A 23,902-nucleotide genomic window follows, 5' to 3' on the forward strand; every position below is an offset into this window, starting at 1 on the left:
CGATTTTTCTTCGTCCGCATCGGCAGGAGGCGTGCTAGGTCGCCGCTCCCGCCCGCTCCGACTCGTTTGCGCGCCGTTTGTTCGGCCGTCTGGCAATCAACAGGATTAATTCGACAAGCAGCACGGGCAGGGTCACGCGCGCAGGATAAGCCAAGTATCGCGGCTCCCAGGTCGGACGGAATTTTTCTTTATATTTGCGCAGCCCCTTGAAGCCGTACCAGTGCCCGCCGTATTCGTAAAGCCGGTTCGCCAGCTTTTCCTCGCGCATGGCGGCGCGCGCTTCGCCGACGCTGGACAGGGGAGCCATGCCCAGATTAAAGACGGAATAGCCCTGATCGTGGGTCCACTCGAGCAGGCGAATGAACAAAAAGTCCATCGTCCCGTTCGGGGTATCCGCGAGATGGCGCATCAGGTCGATGGACATCGTCCGCCCGTCGTCGTAGCTTGGCGCCAGTGTTGCGAATGCGACCTCCTGTCCGTCCGGCGCCAACAGCGCGGCGATCGGCGCATTTTGCAAATAGGCGGTCTCGAACCAGCCCAGCGAAAATCCTTTTTCCCGACGGCCTTTGAGCCATGCCGCCGAGATCCGGCCCAGTCGCTCCAGCGTTTGCGGGTCGTACGGAGGCTGCAGCACCTCGAACCGGTATCCGTCGCGTTCAAAGCGATTAATGACGTTACGAAGATTGGTATTTGCTTTTCCGGCCAGCGAAAACGTCGTCAGATTCACCAGCGCTTCTTCGCCCAGCTTAAAAAAGCGATAGCCATTTTCGTGATAAATCGGCAAATAGGCGGGGGCTACCTGGTAAAAAACGACCTCCAGATCGTATAAATCGGCATGCCGCTGGCATTCCTGAATGCCGCTGCTGATCAGCGAAGCGTCGCCCAGCGGGTCTCCGAGTACCACAAATTTATTGCGAATGATCGAATAAGGAATGAGTACGCGACCGTCGCATGCCCAGAAAAAGCGCTTGTCCCCCGTAAACAGCATATGCGTGAGCAGGTTGCCCTGGGCTCCCTTCAAAAAATCGCGAACCCGGTCCAGCTCCTCGGCGGAAGCGCCGCATGCCGTTATTTTGTTCGGTCGCAGCACAAGCGCGAGCGACAGCAGCAGCCAAGTCACGCCGAGGCCCGTCACGACGGCGATCGTGTGCTCGGTCGGGTTCAGAATCAAATGAAGGTAGCGATTGTCAGGAATCCGGCGCACAAAATTAGGCACGGTACCGGCGGCTACGATATCGTAAACATAGGCGATGAGCAGGGTGGTCGCGGCCCAGACCGCCATGCGCTCCCGAGGGATCGGCGCGCCGATCCTGTAGAAACGCGCGCGCGATAAATAAAGCAAGAGCGCGACAAACAGCAGAAAGATCGCTTCCTCGAAATCAAACGCCTTGGTGAACGTAAACAACGCGCCGGCGCACAGCAGGCCGAGCGTCCACTGATAGGCACGCTTGATTCTGCGGGAGATGCCCCATGACAGAACGATCAGCATCAATCCGATCGTGAGGCTTAATTGGTGGGAAAGGCGCATGAGCGGCGCGGATAGAAGCTCCTCGGCAAATTCCAGCCGTCCGAGCAGGCCGGGCGTCGCAGCCGACAGGAGCAGCACGCCTCCGCTTAGAAATACCAGCTTGCCGAGCGCCCATGCGCCGAATTCGGAGATCCAGGCATGCTGGCCGGGGAATTCCCACAAGCGCTGCCAGCCGTTGAGCGAATCCTCCAGCGCGGCCTCATCGTTATCCGCCGCTTTCTGCCGGTTCTGGGCAAATTCGAATGCGCCAATAATGAGCCCGATGAGCCAAGGGAACAGATAATAGAGGATGCGAAATAGAACAAGCACCGCGGCGGTGTGCTCAGGCGCGTAGCCGAGCGCTTGCAGACCGAACAGCGCGATCAGGTCAAAACCCCCGATGCCGCCGGGCGCGAGGCTCACCAGTCCCGCTACGGCAGCGACGGTGAAGATGCCCATCGCCGTAAGGAAAGGGAGATCCGGAAGCAGCGTCGATCCGACCATCCAGAACACGGCGCCCGCCAGCGCCCACTCCGCCATGGAGACGAGCACGGATGCGACGATGGTGGAGGGATTCATCCGCGGCAGGCCGCGGTTCAACCATTTCGCATAAAAAGAAGTGCGTTGAAACAGCAAATAGCCGGGCAGGTAAAGCGCCAGGGCCCAGACGGCATATAGCGTCCAGCGATGGGTTCGAATCACCGCGTCGATCGGAAAAAGCCCGCAGATCCCTCCCCAAGCCAGAATCGATATCCCTGTGATGGTGATCGTAGAGAGGAAGGCGATGACGGCCGTTATGGTCGGAACCGATAGACCGCGGTTGCGGTACAGATAGGTGCGCAGCGCGGCTCCGGCCACGCCGGCGAAACCGATGACGCTATTCGAGGTGTTGGCGATCCAAGCAATGCGAAAAGTCGCCCAGCGTCCGATGGTAAGCCGGAAATGCCGGCGAAGCACGAATTCGTAGCCGCCGACCGCCGCGACGGCAACCAGAGACGATGCGATGAGCAGCAGCAGCCGCGACGGCTCGATCTGCCGCAATACATGCAGCGTGGCCGCCCAGTCGATTCGGTGGAATTCGGCTTGTCCTTCCCAGACGATGAGTCCGATCACGGCGACTGGAATCAGGATTTGGATTACTTTTAACCGGTACAGCGTAGACAAGAGCTTCAGCGCCTTTAGGCGAGGGAGCTCTTTTTTGGTTTTTGCCATAAATGTTCTCCTCATCCACTGGTCGTACACAAAGTATACCCTGAGCGACCTTTCTGAAAAAATATTTATTTTGCGGCGAACAAGCGCAGCTCGTTTAACGTCCTTTTTGATATGACCCAAGCCAAGTGTTAAAAGACGGCGCAAGTAGGAATGATACCAACAAGTTGGCCGCACTTGTTCATCGTGGAGGCGATTACCATTGGACACGCTGACAAATTTGCTTGCGCACTACGGATATGGACTTATCTTCTTGTTCCTGTGTCTCGAGATGCTCGCGCTGCCGCTTCCCGGCGAAATGATGATGAGCTATATCGGACTTTTTGTGTATGAACAAAAATTGAGCTGGCTGTTCAGCATCGTATCGGCAGGCACGGGCGTGTTGACGGGCGTGACGCTCTCATACTGGATCGGGTACCGGCTGGGCCGGCCGTTTATCGTTCGTTACGGGCATCGCGTCCATCTGACGGAAGCGCGCATAGACAAGCTGACCCTTTGGTTTGAAAAGTACGGGGACAAGCTGCTTTTCGTCGCTTATTTTATTCCCGGCGTCCGCCATATAACCGGATATTTTTGTGGCGTGACCCGCATGCCTTTTCGGCGTTATGCGCTTTATGCTTATACTGGCGCGATATTCTGGGTGGGGTTGTTTATCTCCCTCGGCAAGGTGCTGGGTCCCAAGTGGGAACAGTATCACTCGACGGTCAACCGTTATATGATTATTTTCGGCATCGTCTCTGCGCTCGTGGCCGGCCTGGTCTATGTGTACAAAAAGTACAAGGACCGGGTCCTAGAAGCGCTCATGCAGCAGCTGGCGCATGGGGTGCGCCGTTTTCGTTCGTTCGGGAAGGTACGGCTGCTGCTGTTGGCTGCTTTCGCGGTGTTTATTGTTTTTTTCTCGCTCATGCTCGGCGTGATTCAAGACTTTTTGGGGCAGGAGTTCGGCCAATTCGACGAGATTGCGTCCTTTCTCGTCATCGCCTCCTTCGGTCCCGGTTGGGACGGATGGATGCACGTCTTCGAGCAGCTCGGCACGCTTTATTTGTATGGCCCCGTGCTTGGCCTGACAGCGATTTGGATCATGCTGCGCAGCAAGGAGCGGAGGCTCGACCTGATCTTTCTTGTATGGGTTGTCGTAGGCGGAGAGTTGCTCGACGAAATTTTGCGCACGGTCTTCCATCGTCCGGGGCCGGTCGCGGCTGATGTTCAGCTTTTTAATACGTTCCCCAGCGAAGAAACGCTGATTACCTTGACGGTCTGCGGATTTTCGGCTTTCCTGCTGCTGCGCCACTACCACTTTCGTTATGTAAGGGTGCCCCTCGTGCTGGGCGTCATCTCGATCTGTCTCGCGGTGGGCGTCAGCCGGATTTATTTCGGGGTGCAGTACCCCAGCGACGTCTTTGCGGGCTATGTGTTCGGGGGCGCATGGGTCAGTCTCCATGTGATGCTGCTGGAGATTCTCCGGAAGCTGCGAGCCGTGGGGGATTGATGGCAGTCGCAACCGGAAGTCCCGGCAGGCAATCGGCAGGCAATCGGCAGGCAATCGACAATCCTTCCGCAAGATCATGCCTATCGATGAACCGCTAATCGGAAAGGATAGAAAGAGGCCGTGCTTTCCATCCTGAGTCGGGCGGGGCGATTCGCGGGCAGATGGGCGCGCTATTGGCATGCAGACGATTTTCCGGCGGTTTGCATTTAAAAGCCTGCATTTTTACATGTATTTTCTGCCGACCAAGGGCACGTGAAAAAATACATGAAAATTTGCAGGCAAATTCAAAGCGCAAGCCGGAAAACGGGCTGATGGAGGAAAATACCTGCACATTCGCATCTTTTGTTCCCGAAAGGATAGATATCGGCGAAATTAGATGTATATTTGCAGGTTTGCGTCGAAATGAGGCGACGGGTGACGATTGACTGCTGGCGCCCCGGATTTGAAATGAAGCTCCAGGTAGAGATTCTTCGCCTAGTGACGCTGTAAAGCGTCTCTTCGCCTTGGTTGGCGTCGAGATCCCACCAAGTGGCGCTGTAAAGCGTCTCTTTGCCTTGGTTGGCGTCGAGATCCCGCCAAGTGGCGCTGTACAGCGTTTCTTCGCCACGGATGGCGGCGAGATCCCGCCGTCGTCCAATACTGTCGGCTTAGCTTAGAAGCCGATATTGTCCTTCAGGTGAATCGTGCCGTTTTTAAACGTCGTATTGGCGCCCTTATCGTTGATCAGCGTATTGCCCGTGAAGTAGATGTCCTTGATCTGACCGTCGCCCCATACGCCGATTCCGCGATGCGCGGCGTTTTTGATCGTGTTGCCCGTGAAGGTGACGTTGTCGATGACGCCGGTCGACGCATACACGAGCACGTTCGGATGGTTCTGGGGCTCCTGGATGCCAGTGTGGTCGACCGTATTGCCTTTCACCGTAACGTTGTTGACGTTGGTCGTATTGTAGGAGCCTTCGCAGGCGATATAAATGCCGGCCATTTGCGTATCCTTGACGGAGTTGCCTTCAATTAATACGTCTGTACCGCCGACGACGGAGATGCCGCGTGCGAGCGAGCCGTATCCGACATCGTTGTTGCGGATCGTGATGTTATTAACGGCCGGCTCGTCGTAGCTGACGACCGCAATCGTATCGTCGCCGACGCCCTTCACCAAGTTGCCTTCGACCGTAATGAAGCTGCTGCCGTTCGTCATATGAATGCCGTCGGCGCCAGTCGAATCGACGATGTTGTTCGTGATCCGGCCGCCCTTGGCTTCATAGGTAACCATGATGCCGGCCGTGCTGGACTTGTACACATAAATGCTGTCGATGACAAAATTCGTAGCGCTGCGGACGGTGATGCTGTTCTTCTCGTTGGCGCCGTTGCCCCGTGCTACCGTCGTCGCATACGCATGCTTGATGCCGCTCAGCGTGACGCCGTCGCCCTTGATGTCGATGGAGCCGTTTTGCGGATCGGTCGAGGTAAGCGTCGTCTGGTCCTTGCCTGCGCCGCGCAGGCTGATGCCGTCAAGCGTCAAGATCTTGCCGAGCGTGAAGTTGCCGGCCGGGACGGTCACGAGCTTGCCTTGCGTCTTGGCCTTGGTCAGGCACGAGAGGAAGGCCGCGTAGTCATCCTTGCCGTCGTCAGCGATGGCGCCGCAGCTCGTCACGTCGATGCCTGCTGCCGGCGTAGGCGTCGGAGTTGACGTAGGCGTCGCCGTTGCAGTCGGCTTGGCAGTAGGCGTCGGAGTAAGTGTTGGTGTTGGCGTTGGTGTTGGCGTCGGGGTTGACGTAAAAGCGGGCGTAGCCGTTGCTGTCGGCTTGGAGACCGGCGTCGAGGTAGCCGTAGGCGCAGCAGTCGGTTTAACCGTTGGCGTCGGAGTCGTAGTTGGTGTTGATGTTGGGGTTGGAGTAGGAGTTGGTGTTGATGTTGGGGTTGGAGTAGGAGTTGGTGTCGCAGCCGGCGCATCGGACTTGAATTCGATGGTCGGACTCCAGAGCGTTTCGTCGCTGACGGCTGTATTTTTACGGTTCACGATGAAGTAGATGGCCGTTCCCTTTTCGACAGGGACGCTTCCGACGCTTTTCGGGGCGTAGCCTTTGACGTAGATTAGCGTATTTTTCCACAGCAGCTTGCTGTCCTTCAGGACCGTAACGACGGTTCCGTCACCTTGCTCGGAGCTTCTGGAAACTTCACCGGTGATCGCGATCGTACCCTTGTCCGGCGCGACCCACTTGAGGACGGAGTCGGCGTTCTCGTCGGGACGCTGCGTATCCTTCGATACCCATGGATAATCGCTGTTCGCAGGCTGCCAGCGCTTGTTGGCAGCATTATAAACAAGGTCCGTGTAGATGGAGCCTACGAGTTTCTGATAGTACCATTGATGCTGGCCTTGCACAGTTCCGAAGTCGGCGGCGGCGGAGAAGACTTGCGTGGTCGTGCTGCTTGCGGCGTATGCCGGCTTTTCGGTAGAAGACGAGAAACCATAAACGACACCGAGAGCCAAAACAAGCGCCATAGCCACCGAACTGAACTTTTTCAAGAAAAAACCCCCATCGCATGTTTGAGTGTTGGATTGAGTGGGTAAAGACGGAGTGACAGGTCTGTAAAATGAATATCGGCGCTGCGAACGGCGGCATGAATATCTTGGCATCACCTTTTCGGGTGCCAGATTATTCCTGCTGCTTTTCGAGCTGAATTACGCCAACTTACACACCATCGCTTCCGTCCTCAGCCTTATCCCCAGTCCTACTCTTTGTTGCCTCTCCCGCATGTCCCTCAATATTCCTATTCAGCGGTATCGCCATCCGGACGAGCGCTCCCATAATCGGGCTGCACTTCCCATCCGTACGGCAATCTAAAGCCCGCACAACGTCAAAACAAAGTTTGATCGTGGATTTAAACTACCGGATCGGCAAAAACCGATGCTAAGATGAGCCTATCTTCCAAGGAAAGGGGCTCGCGAGCAATGAAATCGGTGCGCATACAGGGCAGCCGCCGCACCAGCCGATCAAGCTTCATCGTTACATTAAAACGCAACAAATGGCTGTTGTTGTTGGCCGCGCCGGCTACGATCGCCGTCATCCTGTTCTCTTACCTGCCCATGTTCGGCGTCGTACTCGCATTTAAGCGATACAACTTTACGGACGGCATATTCGGCAGCCCCTGGTCGGGCTTCGACAACTTCAAGTACTTGTTCGCGACACGGGATGCATTCAACAGTACGATCAACACAGTCTATTTAAATGCCTTGTTCATCGTATTCTCGCTTCTCGGTTCGATCGTCGTCGCCTTGCTCATGATGGAAGTGCGCAACAAGTGGCTCGTGAAGTCCTATCAATCGGTGCTGTTTTTTCCTTACTTCATCTCGTGGGTCATCGTCGGCTACTTCGCTTATGCGCTGCTCAACTACGATACCGGCACGGTGAACCGATTGCTCGAGGCTGCGGGGCTGGATGCCGTTCAGTGGTATACGAAGCCGCAATACTGGCCGGCGATACTGGTACTCGTCTATGTATGGAAAAACGTCGGCTACTTCAGTCTCATTTACTTGGCGGGAATGCTGGGCATCGACAAGGAGTATTACGAGGCGGCGACGATGGACGGGGCGACCAGGCTCCAGCAGATTCGCAAGATCACGCTGCCCCTGCTCGTCCCGCTCATCACCATTATGGTGCTGATGCAGGTCGGAAGAATTTTTTTCGCGGATTTCGGCCTTTTTTTCAACGTGACGCAGAACAGCGGCGCGTTGTACAGTACGACCGACGTCATCGACACTTACGTATTCCGCACCTTCCGCGTGCTGGGCGATGCGGGCATGGCTACGGCGGCAGGCTTGTACCAGGCCATATGCGGGCTGATTCTCGTCTGCATATCCAATTGGCTGGTCAAAAAAGTGAATCCGGACAACGCTTTGTTCTAAGAAAGGATGTAATGGCATGAGCCGCAAAACCGAATGGGGCCGAGGGCTCGTTCACCTGACGCTGCTTCTTCTCGCCGTCGTCTGCATCGTTCCGCTGCTTCTCGTCGTATCGGCATCGTTCTCGGACGAGACCGCGATCGCCGAATACGGCTATACGATCATACCGAAATCGATCAGCTTGTACGCGTACCGCTACATTCTGTCGAATCCGTCGCAAATTTTTTCGGCCTATGAAGTGACCATTATCGTCACGATCGTCGGCACTGCGCTCAGCCTGTTGATCTCGTCCTGCCTTGCTTATGCGCTGTCCCGACGGGACTTCGCGTACCGGCGCGGCTTCGCGTTTTTTATTTACTTCACGATGCTGTTCAACGGCGGACTCGTGCCGAGCTATATGCTGGTCACTCAAACGCTGCATTTGAAAAACAGTCTGGGCTCGCTCATTCTTCCGTACCTCATCGTACCGTGGTTCGTGCTGCTCCTTAGAACCTACTTTTCCGAAATACCGGAGCCGCTCCTCGAGAGCGCCAAACTGGAGGGGGCCGGGGAGCTGAGAATCCTGTGGAACATCGTGCTTCCGCTGTCGCTCCCGGCAATCGCCACCGTCGGTTTGTTCATCATTTTAATGTATTGGAACGACTGGTATCTGGCGCTTCTGTATCTGGACGACAGCCACAAGTTCCCGCTCCAATATTTGCTGTACACGATCATGCAGAACTTGTCCGCGATCAAAGCGAATCCGATGCCGGGAATGGCGATTCATCTGCCCGGCGAAAACACCAGGATGGCCATCGCCGTCCTCGCTACCGGACCGATCCTGTTCGTTTTCTTATTCGTACAGCGGTACTTCGTGGCAGGGCTGAAAGTCGGCGCGGTCAAAGGATAACGATAGGCTTATACCGGGAGCCCGGATAAGTATAGATGGACTGCCACACACAGACATAGGGAGGAAAAAGAATGAAAAGGGCGAAGCAATGGCAAGGGCTGGTCTTGTCCGCATGCATGGCAGGAACGATGATGCTGGCCGGCTGCGGCAACAACAACGGAGAGAATAGCGCAGGTTCGGAGACTGCAAAGGCATCGGCGTCCGCAGGGGCTTCGGTAAGCGCGACCGCATCCGCTTCAACGCCGTCCGCGGCCAGTCTGGCACCGGTGGAGCTGTCCTGGTACGTTCCCGGCACGCCGCAAAAAGATACCGAGCTGGTGGAAGCGGAGATCGACAAGTATCTGAAGGACAAGATCAACGCAACCGTCAAAATCAAGTTCATCGATTGGAGCTCCTTCGAGCAAAAGATCAACGCGATGACGGCGACGGGGGAGAATCTAGACCTTGTCTTCACGGCGTCGTGGTTCAACAATTACATTACCAATGCCGGCAAAGGCGCTTATCTCCCCTTGAACGATCTGCTCGATCAGTACGGCCCGCATTTGAAGGAGAAGTTCGGCAAGTACCTGCCCTCCGCGCAAGTCAACGGCAAGCTGTACGCGATTCCGTACAACATCAGCGCGATGGCGCTGCAGCGCGGGATCGACGTCAGCAAGGAGCTGGCCGACAAGTATAAGTTCGATCCGAGCGGCATTAAGAAGCTGGAAGACTTCGAGCCGCTGTACGCGCAGATCGTACAGAACGAGAAAGGGATTATCCCCGTTGGCATGGACAACAACCAACGCTCTTATCTGGCCATGTATACGCTTCCTTATATGTTCATCGACAACAAGCTCCCGGGCGCCGTCAAGCAAGGCGACGACTCGCTTACGGTCGTCAACCAATATGAGACGCCGGAGTTCAAGCAATACGTGGAGCGGATGAGAAGCTGGAACGAAAAGGGCTTCATCAACAAGGACTCCGTCTCGCTGAAGGATTCCGATACCCCGCTGAAGGCGAAGAAATTCGCCGGCATCGTCGACAATGCCGCGCCGGGCTGGGATGTGTCGTTTAAAAACAATTACGGCTTCGATATTTATCAGGTCACGACGACGGAGCCCGAGATCACGACGTCCGGCATTTTCTCCAGCATGACCGCCATCAGCAAAACGAGCAAAAATCCCGAAAGAGCGATGATGCTGCTGGACCTGGTGAACTCGGACCCCGCGCTGCTCAACCTGTTCGCGTTCGGGATCGAAGGCAAGCATTACACGGTCGTCGACGGTTCCTCGGACATCAAGATCATCAAGCGGCCGGACGGCGTCACGGCGGAGACCAACGGCTACGATCTGAACGGCGGCGGCTGGCTGTTCGCGGATCCGTGGATGCTGTACGACTACAGCCCGGACCGCGTCGCGCAGGTCGAGGCCCAGAAGGCGTTCGTGGACACTGCGAAGCTGTCGCCGATCCTCGGCTTCGTCTTTAATCCGGATGCGGTGAAGACGCAGGTGGCGAGCGTCACGGCGATATTCGATCAATATATGCCCGCGCTCGGATCGGGCTCTCTCGACACGGACAAGGCGCTCGCCGAGTTCACGGACAAGCTGAACAAAGCAGGCGCCAAGGAGATCGTACAGGAAATGCAGCGGCAGATCGATGCCTGGAAAACGCAAAAATAAGACGAGCGGATCCAGAAGTCGGAGTCGGAGTCAGCGAGCGCACGGCGATGCCGGCGCTCCGCCTGGCTCTGATTTCTTTCCCATTTTCCGCGCGGAAGGCGTTATGATAGGGGTAGCCCAGCAAAGGAGTCTGCAGCGATGAGATTTCTGAACCGTTCCTACAGCATGTACAAGAAGATGATTCTCTACATTTCGGTTCTGATCGCCGTCGTTCTTTTCGTGCAATCTCTCATCCTGAACCGGAATTTTGAGAAGATCGGATCCAGAATGACGTTCGATTCGAACGTTAATATGCTGTCCCAGATCAGTTACAGCGCGAATTATATGAACGATGCGGTGAGAAGCTTCGCCGCCACCATCTATTCCGACCCTAACAATCTTCCGCTGAGATACGCGCCATCGGCCAACCCGGAAGAGATATATGGACAGCTCCAGATCATCGATACGATGGTCAACCAGTCTCCCTATATTTATTCCGTATACATATATAACGGCGAGCAGGACCGGTTTTACTCCTCGAAAACGGGCACGATCGTCGACGCCGATCATTTTCCGGATCAGGATCTGGCGCAGCTGATCGAGCAGAATCTGCTGCCGGCCGATTATCAATTTTCGCCGATTCCCCGGCAAATTCCGCTTAACAGCTACAACGGGGCGAACCGGCTGGCTACGAACGTGCTGACCTACCTCATCTGCGATCGATACTCCGACAGCGGACGCATTCAGAGCGCCATCGTCATCAACGTGAAGGTGGACTACCTGACGGGTCTGATCAAGGAGCTGAAAAATAAAGGCTCGTCCCTGTCCAACGATGTCGCGATCGTCACCGGCGGCGGTCTCATCAGCGACGGATTGCATGCCGATGCGGAGCAGGCAGGGCCGCTCGGCAAGGCTTCCATGCAGCGGGTCGCGGGCAGCACGGAGAAGTCCGGCTACTTCAAAGCCGGTTCCGGAAAAGACAGCAAGCTCATTACCTACGTTTCCTCGGACATTTTGGACTGGAAATTCGTAAGCGCTACGCCTTTTCAAGAAATCGTCAAGGACATTAACAAGATCAGGCTGGTCACCTACTTCGCTTGTGTCGTTATCGCCGCCATCGGGCTGGTGCTTGCTTATTTTCTGTCCAAGCACCTGTACTCCCCGCTGCGCCGGGTGATCGGCACGGTCGGCAGCGCGGTCAACGCGGATCCGGCCGGGGAGCAGATCAGCGAGATCGAATTTTTGTCCCGGGTGTTCATGGATAACATCGAATCGGCCAAATCGCTGAAAATCGCCAAAAACGAGAACGACTACCGGCTAAAGCAGCAGGAGCTTCGCCATCTGCTCACCGATCGCAGCCTGAGTCCGGAACAGATCGAGAAGACGTTCCTTCGTCTGCATGTCGGCCTGCTCCCGCGCAGTCCGCTGTTCGTCTGTCATTTTGCGATCGACGATTTGGACGCGTTCCAGCGCCGATTCAGCTTGCGGGACCAGGAGCTGTTCCGGTACATGGTCGGGAACGTGAGCGGCGAGATGATCGACGGGCAGTTCCGCCACGAATTCGTCGTCCTGGGCGATCGCCAGCTGATCCTGATCTCGCAGAGCCGGTCGGACGATGCCGTGAGCGCGTATTCGCAGGTGCCGGGGCTGATGCGATGCATTCAGGAATGGTTTGCCGAGAAAACCGGTCTGTCGCTGACGGTGGCCATCGGCTATCTGGTACCCGACGTATCGGAGATCCACTCCGCTTACAACAATGCCGTTGAACTGTCCAAGTACCGTTTCATCTACGGACATCGATCCATATTGACGCCGGAGGCTGCGGATGCCGTCAGCGCGGAGGCTTTCGAGCGGCCCATCAGCCTGGAGCGCCAGCTGGACGAGAGTCTGTCCGCGGGCAAGCTGGACGACTGCATCCGCCACTATTCGGATATCGTCCGGCACATCTCGCGTTACTCGTACGATGACGTCGCTTCCTATCTGCTCTACTTTTGCTACCTGATCTATATGAAAGTCAACGATCTGGAGTCCAAGGGCTACGACAAGCTGCCCCTCGAGATCCAGCCGTTCACGCAGGAGATCGTCGCCTGCGAGACGCTCGAGCAGGTTAACGTCAAGTTCATGGAAATGTTCGCGTCGATCGCCGAGGTCGTGAAGCAGAAAAAGTTCAAACGAAAGAATGCATTGGCGGAAAAGATCATTCACATTCTGGAGACGGATTACCGCAATAAAGGCTTGTGCCAGGAAGGCGTCGCCAGCGATCTGAACGTATCGAAGGACTACGTGGGCCGCATATTCAAGGAGACGTACGCCCAGTCCTTCGGCGAGTACCTGAACGAAATCAGGCTGAATCGGGCGGCTCAGCTGCTCAGCACGACCAAAAAGAACATCGCCGAGATCGCCGAGGAGATCGGCTGGGAAAATAAAAATTACTTGTACACGCTGTTCAAAGCCAAGTTCGGCATGACGACAAGCGAATATCGAACCAAATACGGCCTGTGAGCGCACAGGCTTTTTTTGCGGAAATTTAGAGGCTTGATGTGCAGTTAAATAAACAAATGACGTGATCTTAAACTTTAAAACGAAGCGGAACGCTTGCCATAATCAAGGCGACGGACACGGCACGACCGTTACGGGCGTGCGTCGAACGCGTCGAATTTGAAGGCGGAGGCTTCCTATGGAACAAGACAGCGGTTGTCCGTTTGAAACGGTGTCGTTAACGTGCGAGTACGCGGTCAATCCCATCGGGATTGAAGAAAAGCACCCGCAGCTCGGCTGGGCGATGACGCATAAAGAGAGAGGCCAACGCCAGACAGCATACCGGATTGTCGCGGCGAGCTCGACCGGGCTGCTGGAGGCGGACCGCGGCGACTTGTGGGATACCGGCAAGATCGAGTCGGCGTTGTCCTGCGGCATCGCGTACGGCGGGAAGGCGCTCGGCAGCGGCGAAGCCTGCTACTGGAAGGTGAAGGTCTGGGATGCGGACGGACGCGAAGGTTTATTCAGCCATATGGCTTCCTTCGAAATGGGGCTGCTTGAGCCGGGAGACTGGAAGGGAGGCTGGATCGGTCCGGCCGGCGGCTGGAACGGCGCGTCGGTGCTGCTGCGCAAGGCATTTCGACTGGAGAATAGAGCGGTGAAGGCCAGGGCGTACGTGGCGGGGATCGGGTACTTCGAGCTGAGGCTGGACGGCAGCAAGGTCGGCGATCATGTGCTCGATCCGGGTCCGACCGACTACGGCAAGCGGGTGTTCTATGTAGCCTTCGACGTGACGGATCGCTTGTATGCCGGCGACCATGCCATCGGGCTCATCCTGGGCAACGGCTGGTACGGCGCGCCGAAGGCGCGCATTCAGCTGAATATCGAGCTGGAGGACGGCTCGCGGGAGCAAATCACTACGGCGTGGGATTGGGACAAAGGCTGGCATATCGCGCAAGGCCCGATCGTAAGCAACAGCATCTACGGCGGGGAAACATACGACGCCAGACTGGAGAAGGAAGGCTGGGATACTGCCGATTACGATATGGCCCGGTACAATCACCGGGCGAACGGATGGATTACCGCATCTGCGACGGACGGTCCGGGCGGCGCGCTCGTCCCGCAGACGATGGAGCCGATCCGGGTGATGGGGGAGCTGGAGCCGGCCTTGAGCCGGCTGCCAGGAGACAAGGTGCAGGTGTACGATTTCGGCCAGAACATGGCCGGCTGGGCGAAGCTCACCGTGCTCGGCGAGCGCGGCGCAATCGTCAAGATGAGGTATGCGGAGACGCTGCATGACGACGGCTTCGTGGATCAGGACAACCTCAGACTGGCCGAAGCGACGGACACTTACATCTTGCGCGGAGGTGGAGCGGAGGTTTACGCGCCCAGATTTACGTATCACGGCTTCAGATACGTGCAGGTGGAGATCGCTGCGGGGCAGGCGCAGGTCGAGGGAATCGTCGCCCAGATCGTGCGTTCCTCCGTCTTCGCAGCGGGGGATTTCGCATGCAGCGACGAGCTGGTTAACCGGCTCCATCGCAACGTCTGGTGGACGGAGGCAAGCAATCTTCACGGCATGCCGACGGATTGTCCGCAGCGGGACGAGCGGATGGCCTGGCTCAACGATGCGACTGCGAGAGCGGAGGAGGCGTTCTACAACTTCGACATGTCGCGGTTTTATCCGAAGTGGCTGGACGACATCGCGGATACGCAGGACGAACGGACAGGCGCGATCGCCGACACGGCGCCTTACCGCTGGGGCTTCCGGCCGGCCGATCCGGTGGCGAGCTGCTACCTGACGATTCCGCTGATGCTGTACGGGCATTACGGAAACAAGAACGCGCTGCGGCGGCATTATGAAGGGATGAAGGCTTGGAACCGCTATTTGGAGGAGGAAGCGGAAGATTTCATCGTGAGGCGCAGCTATTACGGCGACTGGGCTTCGCCCGTCGTCGATTGCGAGCCGAACGGCGAAGGCGACGGTGCGGTCTCGCAGCACACGCCGGGCGCGCTGGTCTCGACGGCGCACTTCTATTGGAATGCGACGCTGCTGGCCCGTGCGGCGGATATTCTGGAGCGGCCGGACGAAGCGTCGCGATTCGCGGCGTTGGCGGACAGCGTCAAGCAGGCCTTTAACGCCGCATTTCTGGAAGAGCAGACGGGCCGGTATGCAGGCGGAGGCCAAGGCCCGGCCAGCATCGCGCTCCGGTTCGGACTGGTGCCCGAAGAGCGGGCCGCCGCCGTTCTGGCCGATCTGGTCGTCGATATCGCCGATCGTTACGACTATCATTTGAGCACCGGCAATCAGTGCACCAAGCATATGCTCGAGACGCTGGCCGAGCGCGGACAGATCGAGACGGCTTACAGGCTCGTGACGCAGACGACGTATCCGAGCTGGGGCTTCATGATCCAGAACGGCGCGACGACGGTATGGGAGCGATGGGAGCTGGATATCGGCAATACGATGAATTCGCGCAATCATCCGATGCACGCCCATGTCGGCTCGTGGCTGTACAAGTATGTGGCCGGCATCGGCCTCGCGCAAGACGCGCAAGGGTTCGACCGGGTCCGGATCAAGCCTTATCCGGCGGGAGATCTCGCATTTGCAGGCGCTAGCATGCACACGGTCAAAGGGGTGGTCGCCGTCCGGTGGCAGCGAGAGGAGGGAACCTTTACGATGCGGGTCGAGCTGCCGGCCAATGCCGGCGGCACGGTCTGTCTGCCCGTTCCCGAAGGGGAGTGGGAAATTCGAGAGGAGCGCGGCCCGATCTGGCAGGCGGGGCGGTACGTGGAAGGAACGGCGGGCGTCTATGGCTGCGCGCCGAAGGACGGCTACGCCGAACTTGCGGTCGGCTCGGGCAGCTATGTTTTCATGGTACGAAAAATGAACGCGAGGGAGCGGTCTTCATGAACAAGTATGCAGTCATTCTCGGCAATCTGGGGAACACCCGGGACCGGTTCTTAAGCTCGGGCTACAAGGATCAGCCGGATCAGGCGGCGATGCTGCGCCAGGCGGCCGAGATCGATGGGATCCAAGGCGTGGAGCTTGTCGGGAGCTGGGATATTACCGATAGCACCGTCGAGGAGGTCGGGGATCTGCTCGACAAAAACAACCTGCAATGCGTATCGATCATTCCCGACTTGTTCGCCCAGAAGCGGTGGGGCGGCGGAAGCTTCGCGGCCAAGTCCGCGTCCGTCCGGGAACAGGCGTTGGAAGAGACGATGAAGATGGCGGAATTGGCGCGAAAATTGAAATGCCCGCTGATCAACGTCTGGCCGGGACAGGACGGCTACGATTACCCGCTGCAAGGGAATTTCCCGCAGGAGAGAGCCTGGCTGCAGGAAGGCTTGGCCAAGGCGTGCGCCGCCTATCCCGACCTCCGCTTCAGCCTCGAATACAAAGTCAAAGAGCCCAGGACGCACAGCTACCTGGCTCGCGCGGCCGATACGCTGCTGACCGCCGTCGGCACGGCGCTGCCGAACGTCGGCGTGACGATCGATACCGGCCACTCGATCATGGCGGGCGAGAACATGGCGGATGCGGCCGTTCTGCTGCAGCAGACGGGGAACAGGCTGTTCCACATGCATTTCAACGACAACTACAGAGCCTGGGACGACGATATGATCGTAGGCTCGATTCATTTTGTCGAATATATCGAGCTGCTCTACTGGCTGAAAACGACCGGTTACGAGGGCTGGTACTCGATGGATCAATATCCGTACAGGGAAGACGGCCAGGGCGCGGTTCGGGAAAGCGTGCGGTTTCTGCAGGGGATCGAGCGCATGCTGGACGACGCGGCGATGGACGAGATCGGGGAATTGATCCGGGAAGGCAATGCCGTCAAGTCCACGGCCTGGTTCCGCAGCAAGGTATTTAACCTACAATGAGAGGCGGAGTGCCTGTGAGAACGATAAAAGCCTGCGCAGCCGGAACGATCGTCGCCATCGCCGCTTTGCTGGGGAGCGACCGGTCGGCAAGCGCCAGCAATGCGGCATTGCCGATCAGCTACGTTGCGGCATCTTCCAGTCAGACGGGCTACGAGCCCGCCAAAGCCGTCGACCATGTTTACGACAGCGGGGCCAATCGGTGGGCGGCGAACGCCGCTCCTTCGGCCGCGAGTCCGCAGTGGATTTCTTTTGACCTCGGCAGCCTCAAATATGCCGGCGCGATCGAGATTTTCCCCGAAATCGGAAGCGGACCGAAGGATTTTACGATCGAGACGTCCGCGGACGGCGTCTCCTATACGGTCCAGCGTACGGTTCATTTAACGGCCGACAAGCGGACCTACAGCAGTTGGACGCCGCTCAAGACCCGGTATATCCGTGTCAAAGCGACGGCTGGCTTTGGCGGCAAGATGCAAATTCGGGAAGCTTATCCGTTTTCGGAGATTTACCCTTATCGCGTAGGCACGTTGGCCGCTGGCGATCCTTACGATTTCTCCAGGCTCACCGAGGCAGGCTTCGACGCATTAAAAAAGGCGAACGTTCAGCTGGTAAATATGGCTCTGGGCGGCTATGCGCCCGATTATGCGGCACAGATTCTTCCGAACGGCGGCGATCCGGACGTCGATGCCAACTACCACTGGGCGAAGGCGGACGAGACGGTCGCGCGGTTCGCGAGCCACGGCTTCGATATGGCCTTCGGCCAGAATATCGGTCTCACTACGACCGCATGGCCGCAATTAAGCGATCCGATGGTGGACGAGCACGGCAACGCGTTCGACACCTCGATCCGCGGCAATCCTTTTGCAAGCGATTACTTGACGTTATCCAAAGCCTTCGTTAAAAAAGTCGCCGCACACTTCGCGGACAATCCGTACGTCAGGTCTCATTTGATTACGGGTCCGGGATTTTTCGGCGGCATGGAAATATTCGGCGGCGATATCGTGAATCCGTCTTTGTACGTCTACGACGACAATGCCAAAGCACGGTTCCGGGAGTGGCTGCAGGCGCACTATGCCAGCCTCGCCGCGCTGAATTCGGCATGGGGAACCGCCTATGCTTCGTGGAGCGGCGTTCAGCCGCCGCTGCCGCTGAGGACCGGCATGACCGGCGCCTACGATGCCCGTCAGAGCTGGTCGGATCTCATGTTCTGGCTCCGCGACTATGTCGTGGCGTTCGCGCGGCAGACGGCTTCGGACGTCAGGGCCGTCACGGACAAGCCGCTGTCCGTCGAGATCGACGGCACGAATCTGTTCAGTCCGATGGAGAGCCAGGCCAGCGTGGGGCTGGTCGCGAGAGTGTTCGGCGATTACAAGCCGTTCGTCCTGGCGGGCAGCTCGTCCGACGAAGTGTTCGGCTCCGCGGCGCTGGCCGCCGCCGCTCGTTTTTACGGCTACGCTACGGCGATGGACAACGCCAATTATGAATCGGCCGAGATCAGCGACGATACGATGTTCGGGCTGATGTCGAAGGGCATCGGCACGTTCAACAACAGCAATCTGGCCGAGGATTTTATCGGCAGCGGCTGGGTGGGCGCGCCGCATACGACCGGCTGGGACCCCTCGGCCAGCTATACGCCTACGCACGAGCTTAACCAGTTCGCCGAGAAAACGAAGCGGCTGCTGGCGGTCGACCCGCTGCCGGCGCAGAGCGATGTCGCCGTCTATAATTCTTTTTACTCCAGCAACTACCGCAAAGGCTATCGCTATGACGACTATATGAATATTTACGACAAGGATCACGGCGTCGGCTTTAACGTCCGTCCGTTCGCCAGCTGGTCCCATTATATCGACAGTCCGGACATCGTCGACGATTTTCTGATCGAGGACGGCGCGCTGTCGAACTACAAGCTGCTGGTAACGGCCAATGCCAGCCTGACGCTCACGTCCGATACGGCGCAGAGCAACCTGCTGAGCTGGATTCAAGGCGGAGGCGCCATCGTCGGCTTTGGCAAGGACAGCTTTAACTACAAGCTGAACCTGTCGACCCGCTCCATCTCCGGCGGGACGAACGTGTCCGACTGGATGATGGGACTGTCCGGGGGCGCCGCTGCGACGACGACCGCGAGCCGCACGGCAAGCGTGGCTGCCAACAAGCCGGCCTGGCTGACTTCGCTGAAGCCGGGAGAGACGGCGACGTTCGCCGTGGAAGACGGCAGCCAGGCGCAGGCGTTCACTTCGCTCGTCAGCGGGGCGACGCCCGTGCTGGTCGACGGCAGCGGCCGTACGATCATGGCGGAATATGGCTACGGCGCCGGCAAAGTGCTGTTCAGCACCATTCCCGTCAGCGACAGCGAGCTGTTCCACGATGAATTCATGGGCAAAATCTTGCACGACTTCGCCGACCATGCGGGAATCGTGCGGGAAGTCGCGTACGACGGCGATCGCTTCCACGCGGCCTATATGGGCACGAACAAGCTGGACGACAGCAAGGTCGTCGTCGTCGCCGATCCGAAGTATATGGCCGGCGGTCAATATTCATCCAACGGAGAGGTCGCCGATCCCCAGTACCAGGGGAACGGGCAGACGATGACGATCAAGACCGGCGCCGGTCTGAACGGGCAGGCGGTGACGTTGGATGTCACAACGCCGTGGAACCATGTCAGCGGAGGCACCATTCGGGAGACCTCGCTTAATACGCCGCAGAAATTGATTACGTATACCGCTTCTTCTTCGCAGCCGCTAACGCTGCAGGCGCTGCCCTACGGGTATTTGCCGATCGCGGGCGTATCGGCCGGCATGGCCGATACGCCCTATACGCCGGATAAAGTAGCCGACGGTCTGAAGGAGGACTCGGGTTACTGGCTGGGCGGAGGCGCGTCGGTGGCGAATCCGCAAGTGCTGACCGTTGATCTCGGCAAAGCGTACCCGGTTGCCGGCATGGACTTGTACCCGTACGCCGATGCCGACGAGAACGAGCTGTTCTCGTTCGAGGACGGGCGATACGACGGCTGGACCGTCACCGGCGCCGCATTCGGCACAGCTCCGAGCTCGGGAACGCACGGCGGCTCGGTGACGAATATCAAAGGCAAGTTCTGGGCCGATTCGAGGTGGGGCGACGACTCGATCACGGGCAAGCTGCGCAGTCCGAAATTCATGATCGACAAAGACGTATTGAGCCTGCGAATCGCCGGCTACGACGGCCCGGCAGGCACGAACGGGCAAAATTACATCATGATTAAACGCGCGTCCGACAACACGCCGCTCTATGTCGTCCGTCCGCCGCAAAGCAATGCGCTCGTGCCGCGGCAGCTCGACGTGCAAGCATCGATCGGAACGGAGGTGTATCTGGAAGCGACGGATGCCGACGTCGATGCCGCCTATGGCTGGATCGGCTTCGACAGCGTCTCGCTCAGCAACTACAAAGACAAGGGAGCGGTCGCCGATTTCTCGTTCGAGCAGGGCACCTTTGCGGGCTGGAGCGCTTCCGGCGCAGCATTCGGAACGGCGCCTTCGAGCGCGGATCACGGCGGGACGGTGACGGGGGTGCGCGGCGTTTATTGGGCGGATTCCCTGGCCGGGGGGCAGGCTGCAACAGGCACGCTTAATTCGCGCCAGTTTTTGCCCGAGAAACAATTGCTGACCTTCCGCATCGCCGGCTTCGACGGAACGAGCGGCACCGACGGCAAAAACTTCGTCTATCTGCGAAGGGCGTCCGATGACGCCATATTGCTAACGGCCAAGCCGCCGCAAAGCGGCAGCTTCAAGCTTGTAAACTGGGACGTATCGGCTTACATGGGGACGCGCGTGTATATGCAGGCGGTGGACGGAAATGGCGGAAGCGCCGATGCTTGGCTCGGAATCGACGACGTCCGATATAGCGGCGATCTTGGCTTCGAACGGGGAACCTACGCCGGCTGGACCGTCACCGGAACGGGTTTCGGGTTGTCGCCTACCTACCAGAAGACGGATCCGACGCGTCCCTGGGGCAAGACCGTGGCGTCCGTGCCCGGCTACGACGGCAAATATTTCGCTTCGACGCATGCCGCAGGCAGCACCGCAACGGGAATCTTGACCAGCCGAAGCTTCGTCGTCGACAAGCCGATCCTGTCGTTCCGCGGCGCGGGCTACGACGGACCGGGCGGCAGCAACAACCAGAATTACTACTGGCTCATGCGCGCTTCGGACGATACGCCGCTCATCGTAGGCAAACCGCCGCAAAGCGATCATTTCACGACGACTTATTGGGACGTGTCCGCGTACATCGGCGAGGAAGTTTATTTCAAGGTGGAAGATACCGATGCATCGGACGGCAGCGCAGGCTGGATTGCGTTCGACGACCTGCAGCTGCTCGGCAACTTCGACTTCGAGATCGGCACTTGGGCAGGCTGGACGACGACCGGCACGGCCTTCGGCTCGTTCCCGCTGCTGTACGATCCGAACGGAAGCGTGAGCGGGTTCCGCGGATCGCGTTATGCGGCCTCTTATCTGAACGGCAATGCGCCGACGGGGACGCTGACGAGCGAGCGCTTTACGCTGGAGAGCGGGACGTTTTCTTTCCGCAAGGCCGGCTACGACGGCCCTTCGGGTACGAACGACCAGAACTTTTACTATTTGCGAAGAGCATCGGATGACGCCATCTTGTTTAGCGCCAAGCCGCCGCAGAGCGATTCATTCGTGACGGAGACGTGGGACGTATCCGCCTATGTCGGCACAAAGGTTTATTTTCAGGCGGTGGACGGGGCTGCCGATTCGTGGCTGGCGGTGGACGATATCCAGTGGCGCGGCGCCGGACCGAAGACGTTCGCGGTACAGGTATCGTCCGACGGTACGACCTGGAGCGCGCCCGTGCTCACCGTCGCCGACCAAGGCAACCGCTTCGGCAGCTATTCCTGGACGCCGGCGAACGGGCGTTATATTCGGTTGAGCATTACGGAGGGTTATGGCGATCAGGTGGCGATCAAGGAGCTCGCATTCCGCCAAGCGTTGAAGGAGCTGCCGATCGCAGCGGCCACCGCGTCGTCGGAGGGAGCGGGCTACGAGGCGGGAAAGGCGATGGACGGCATTGCCGATTCCGATAGTAACATGTGGTCGAGCGTCGGCGCTCCGCCGTCCTGGATACAATTCGACCTGGGCGCCGTTAAAAGCGTAGGAGCCGTTGAGGTATTCGCCCGCAACAGCGCGTTCGCGCAAAAGCTGGGGCCGGCAGAGTTCAGCGTTAAGGTGTCGGCCGACGGCGTCGGCTGGACGACCGTGTACATCGCGAAAAACAACGGCGAGAACGATACGACCTACACGTTCCCGGCCGCGAGCGCCAGATACGTGAGGCTGGATATCGCGAGCGGCTGGAACGGAACGTCGCAAATCAGGGAGGTCAAGATTTTCGAATGAATGATTTCATTGATTCGCGGGATTCTTTAGAGTCATTTGACTCGCTTGATTCGCTTGCGGGCGGGAAGCGGCTGTTCGATCGGGACTCTCCCGTCTACCGCATGCCCGCCGTCACAGCCTGCCCGGAGCTGGATTACCGGTCCGCTTCGGGGGACATCGTCAAGGCCTTGTATTTCCGAGGCCTTGATTATCTCGGCCGGCCGACGCGGGTATTCGCTTATATGAGCGTCCCCGCAGAAGCATCCGACGCGTCGCCGGTGCCGGCCGTCGTGCTCGTTCACGGCGGTCTTGGCACGGCGTTCGCCGAATGGGCGGACAAGTGGCGCGCTCTCGGCTATGCGGCCATCGCCATCGATACGGAAGGAAACAAGCCGATTGCGCCCGGGAGCTGGGATTACGAGCGGGACGATTCCGAATTGGCCGGTCCCAAGGGCGATCCGACGTTCGCGACGATCGGCCGGCCTTTGTCCGAGCAGTGGATGTACTTTGCCGTCGCCAAGGCGCTGCTCGCGGGCACGATCCTCCGTGCCGACGACAGGATCGACGGCGGCAAGATCGGGATCGTCGGCATCTCCTGGGGCGGATTTATCGCCAGCCTCGCGATCGGGCAGGACGACCGTTTCGCTTTTGCCGTCCCGGTATATGGTTCAGGCTATTTGCAGGAGTCCCATGGCGACTTCCGTTCGAAAATGGCGCCCGACCCCATCGCTTCGCTATGGGACCCATCCGTCTATCTCGATGCCGTGGCGATGCCGACGCTATGGCTGAACGGCGATCTCGACTACGCTTTTTCCCCGGACGCCACGAGCAAGTCCGCCGCCGCTACAGGAGGGAGCCTTTGCCTGCTGCCCGATATGGGGCACGGACATGCCGAGGGATGGGCACCTTCGGAAATTTACCAGTTTGCGGACGGCGTGACGAAGGGAGGGCCCGGGCTAATCCGAATTGTCCGCCAACCTGCGGCGTTGGCCGGCCGTGGGATCGAGCTGGCTTTTAAGTCACCGTCAGGCGTCTCCGTAACGCAGGCATACGTCCGCTGCTCGAAAAGCGCGCTATCCTATGCCGTCGACGGCGAAAACGGCGCTTGCCGGGCGACCACGCCATGGGTCACCGTTCCTGCTATCGTCGACGAGTTAAGCGGCACGATTCGCGCCGAGCCTCCACCCGCAACGCAGCTCTACTACGTGAACATCGTCGGAACGGACGGCGCAAGGTCGTTTACCGTATCTTCTCAATTGGTTCAACTGGAAGGCACGCGCTAGATTCGCATGAAACAGGCCTCGATCGCGGCGATCGAGGCCTGTTTTTAACGGGATGACCAGGGTTCGGATGTTGGGCTAGTCGAAAAAGCGGCATATGTACCGCCTCACGAGAGCGAGATAAACGGCAAAATCGCGCAGCTCCCTCAGAAACCGCCTTCCGTGACCGAAGTTACACGGAATAACCGTGCAACTCCTGTAGAGACCGCCTCCCGGATCGAAGTTACACGGAAACGCTCGTACCTCTACGCCGATAAG

The 23,902-nt window shown here is 58.3% G+C and carries 11 protein-coding genes; 9 read left to right on the top strand and 2 right to left on the bottom strand.

The features are described from left to right. Nucleotides 1-34: 34 nt before the first annotated feature. Nucleotides 35-2,719: a bifunctional lysylphosphatidylglycerol flippase/synthetase MprF gene (gene mprF / locus KB449_RS05855; protein ID WP_282907477.1), complete on the bottom strand. Its 2,685-nt coding sequence runs from the start codon at nt 2,717-2,719 to the stop codon at nt 35-37. A gap of 199 nt (nt 2,720-2,918) precedes the next feature. Here mprF and KB449_RS05860 point away from each other — a divergent pair, with 199 nt between their 5' ends. Next, the gene (locus tag KB449_RS05860) at nt 2,919-4,205 is read left to right on the top strand and encodes a bifunctional DedA family/phosphatase PAP2 family protein (protein WP_282907478.1); all 1,287 of its coding nucleotides are present in this window, start codon (nt 2,919-2,921) and stop codon (nt 4,203-4,205) included. Nucleotides 4,206-4,857: 652 nt separating this feature from the next. Here the strand turns inward: KB449_RS05860 and KB449_RS05865 are convergent. Next, nucleotides 4,858-6,729 carry a right-handed parallel beta-helix repeat-containing protein gene (locus KB449_RS05865; protein WP_282907479.1) on the bottom strand — a complete coding sequence of 624 codons (1,872 nt, stop codon included), beginning with the start codon at nt 6,727-6,729 and terminating at the stop codon, nt 4,858-4,860. A gap of 426 nt (nt 6,730-7,155) precedes the next feature. Between KB449_RS05865 and KB449_RS05870 the strand changes: the two genes are divergently transcribed. The 8 genes from KB449_RS05870 (at nt 7,156) to KB449_RS05905 (ending at nt 23,647) form a co-directional block, all read left to right on the top strand. After that, nucleotides 7,156-8,109, top strand: coding sequence for an ABC transporter permease (locus KB449_RS05870; protein WP_282907480.1), 954 nt, complete (start codon nt 7,156-7,158; stop codon nt 8,107-8,109). Between the two features lie 16 nt (nt 8,110-8,125). Further along, a complete protein-coding gene (locus KB449_RS05875) occupies nt 8,126-8,995 on the top strand; it encodes a carbohydrate ABC transporter permease (RefSeq protein ID WP_282907481.1) in 870 nt (289 codons plus the stop codon). Between the two features lie 71 nt (nt 8,996-9,066). Further along, nucleotides 9,067-10,653 (top strand): ABC transporter substrate-binding protein, encoded by a 1,587-nt coding sequence (locus KB449_RS05880; protein ID WP_282907482.1) that lies wholly within the window; start codon nt 9,067-9,069, stop codon nt 10,651-10,653. A 138-nt stretch (nt 10,654-10,791) separates the two neighbouring features. Next, complete coding sequence (locus tag KB449_RS05885) at nt 10,792-13,134, top strand: AraC family transcriptional regulator (RefSeq protein WP_282907483.1); 2,343 nt, start codon at nt 10,792-10,794, stop codon at nt 13,132-13,134. A 175-nt stretch (nt 13,135-13,309) separates the two neighbouring features. Then, nucleotides 13,310-16,024 carry an alpha-L-rhamnosidase gene (locus KB449_RS05890; protein WP_282907484.1) on the top strand — a complete coding sequence of 905 codons (2,715 nt, stop codon included), beginning with the start codon at nt 13,310-13,312 and terminating at the stop codon, nt 16,022-16,024. Continuing rightward, nucleotides 16,021-17,001: a sugar phosphate isomerase/epimerase family protein gene (locus KB449_RS05895; protein ID WP_282907485.1), complete on the top strand. Its 981-nt coding sequence runs from the start codon at nt 16,021-16,023 to the stop codon at nt 16,999-17,001. Before KB449_RS05890 ends, KB449_RS05895 begins: the two co-directional genes overlap by 4 nt. Nucleotides 17,002-17,015: 14 nt before the next feature. Next, nucleotides 17,016-22,385 (top strand): discoidin domain-containing protein, encoded by a 5,370-nt coding sequence (locus KB449_RS05900; RefSeq protein ID WP_282907486.1) that lies wholly within the window; start codon nt 17,016-17,018, stop codon nt 22,383-22,385. After that, nucleotides 22,382-23,647 (top strand): alpha/beta hydrolase family protein, encoded by a 1,266-nt coding sequence (locus KB449_RS05905; protein WP_282907487.1) that lies wholly within the window; start codon nt 22,382-22,384, stop codon nt 23,645-23,647. The genes KB449_RS05900 and KB449_RS05905 overlap by 4 nt, the downstream gene beginning before the upstream one ends. Nucleotides 23,648-23,902: the final 255 nt, after the last annotated feature.

Source organism: Cohnella hashimotonis, assembly GCF_030014955.1.
GTDB classification, from domain to species: Bacteria; Bacillota; Bacilli; order Paenibacillales; family Paenibacillaceae; genus Cohnella; species Cohnella hashimotonis.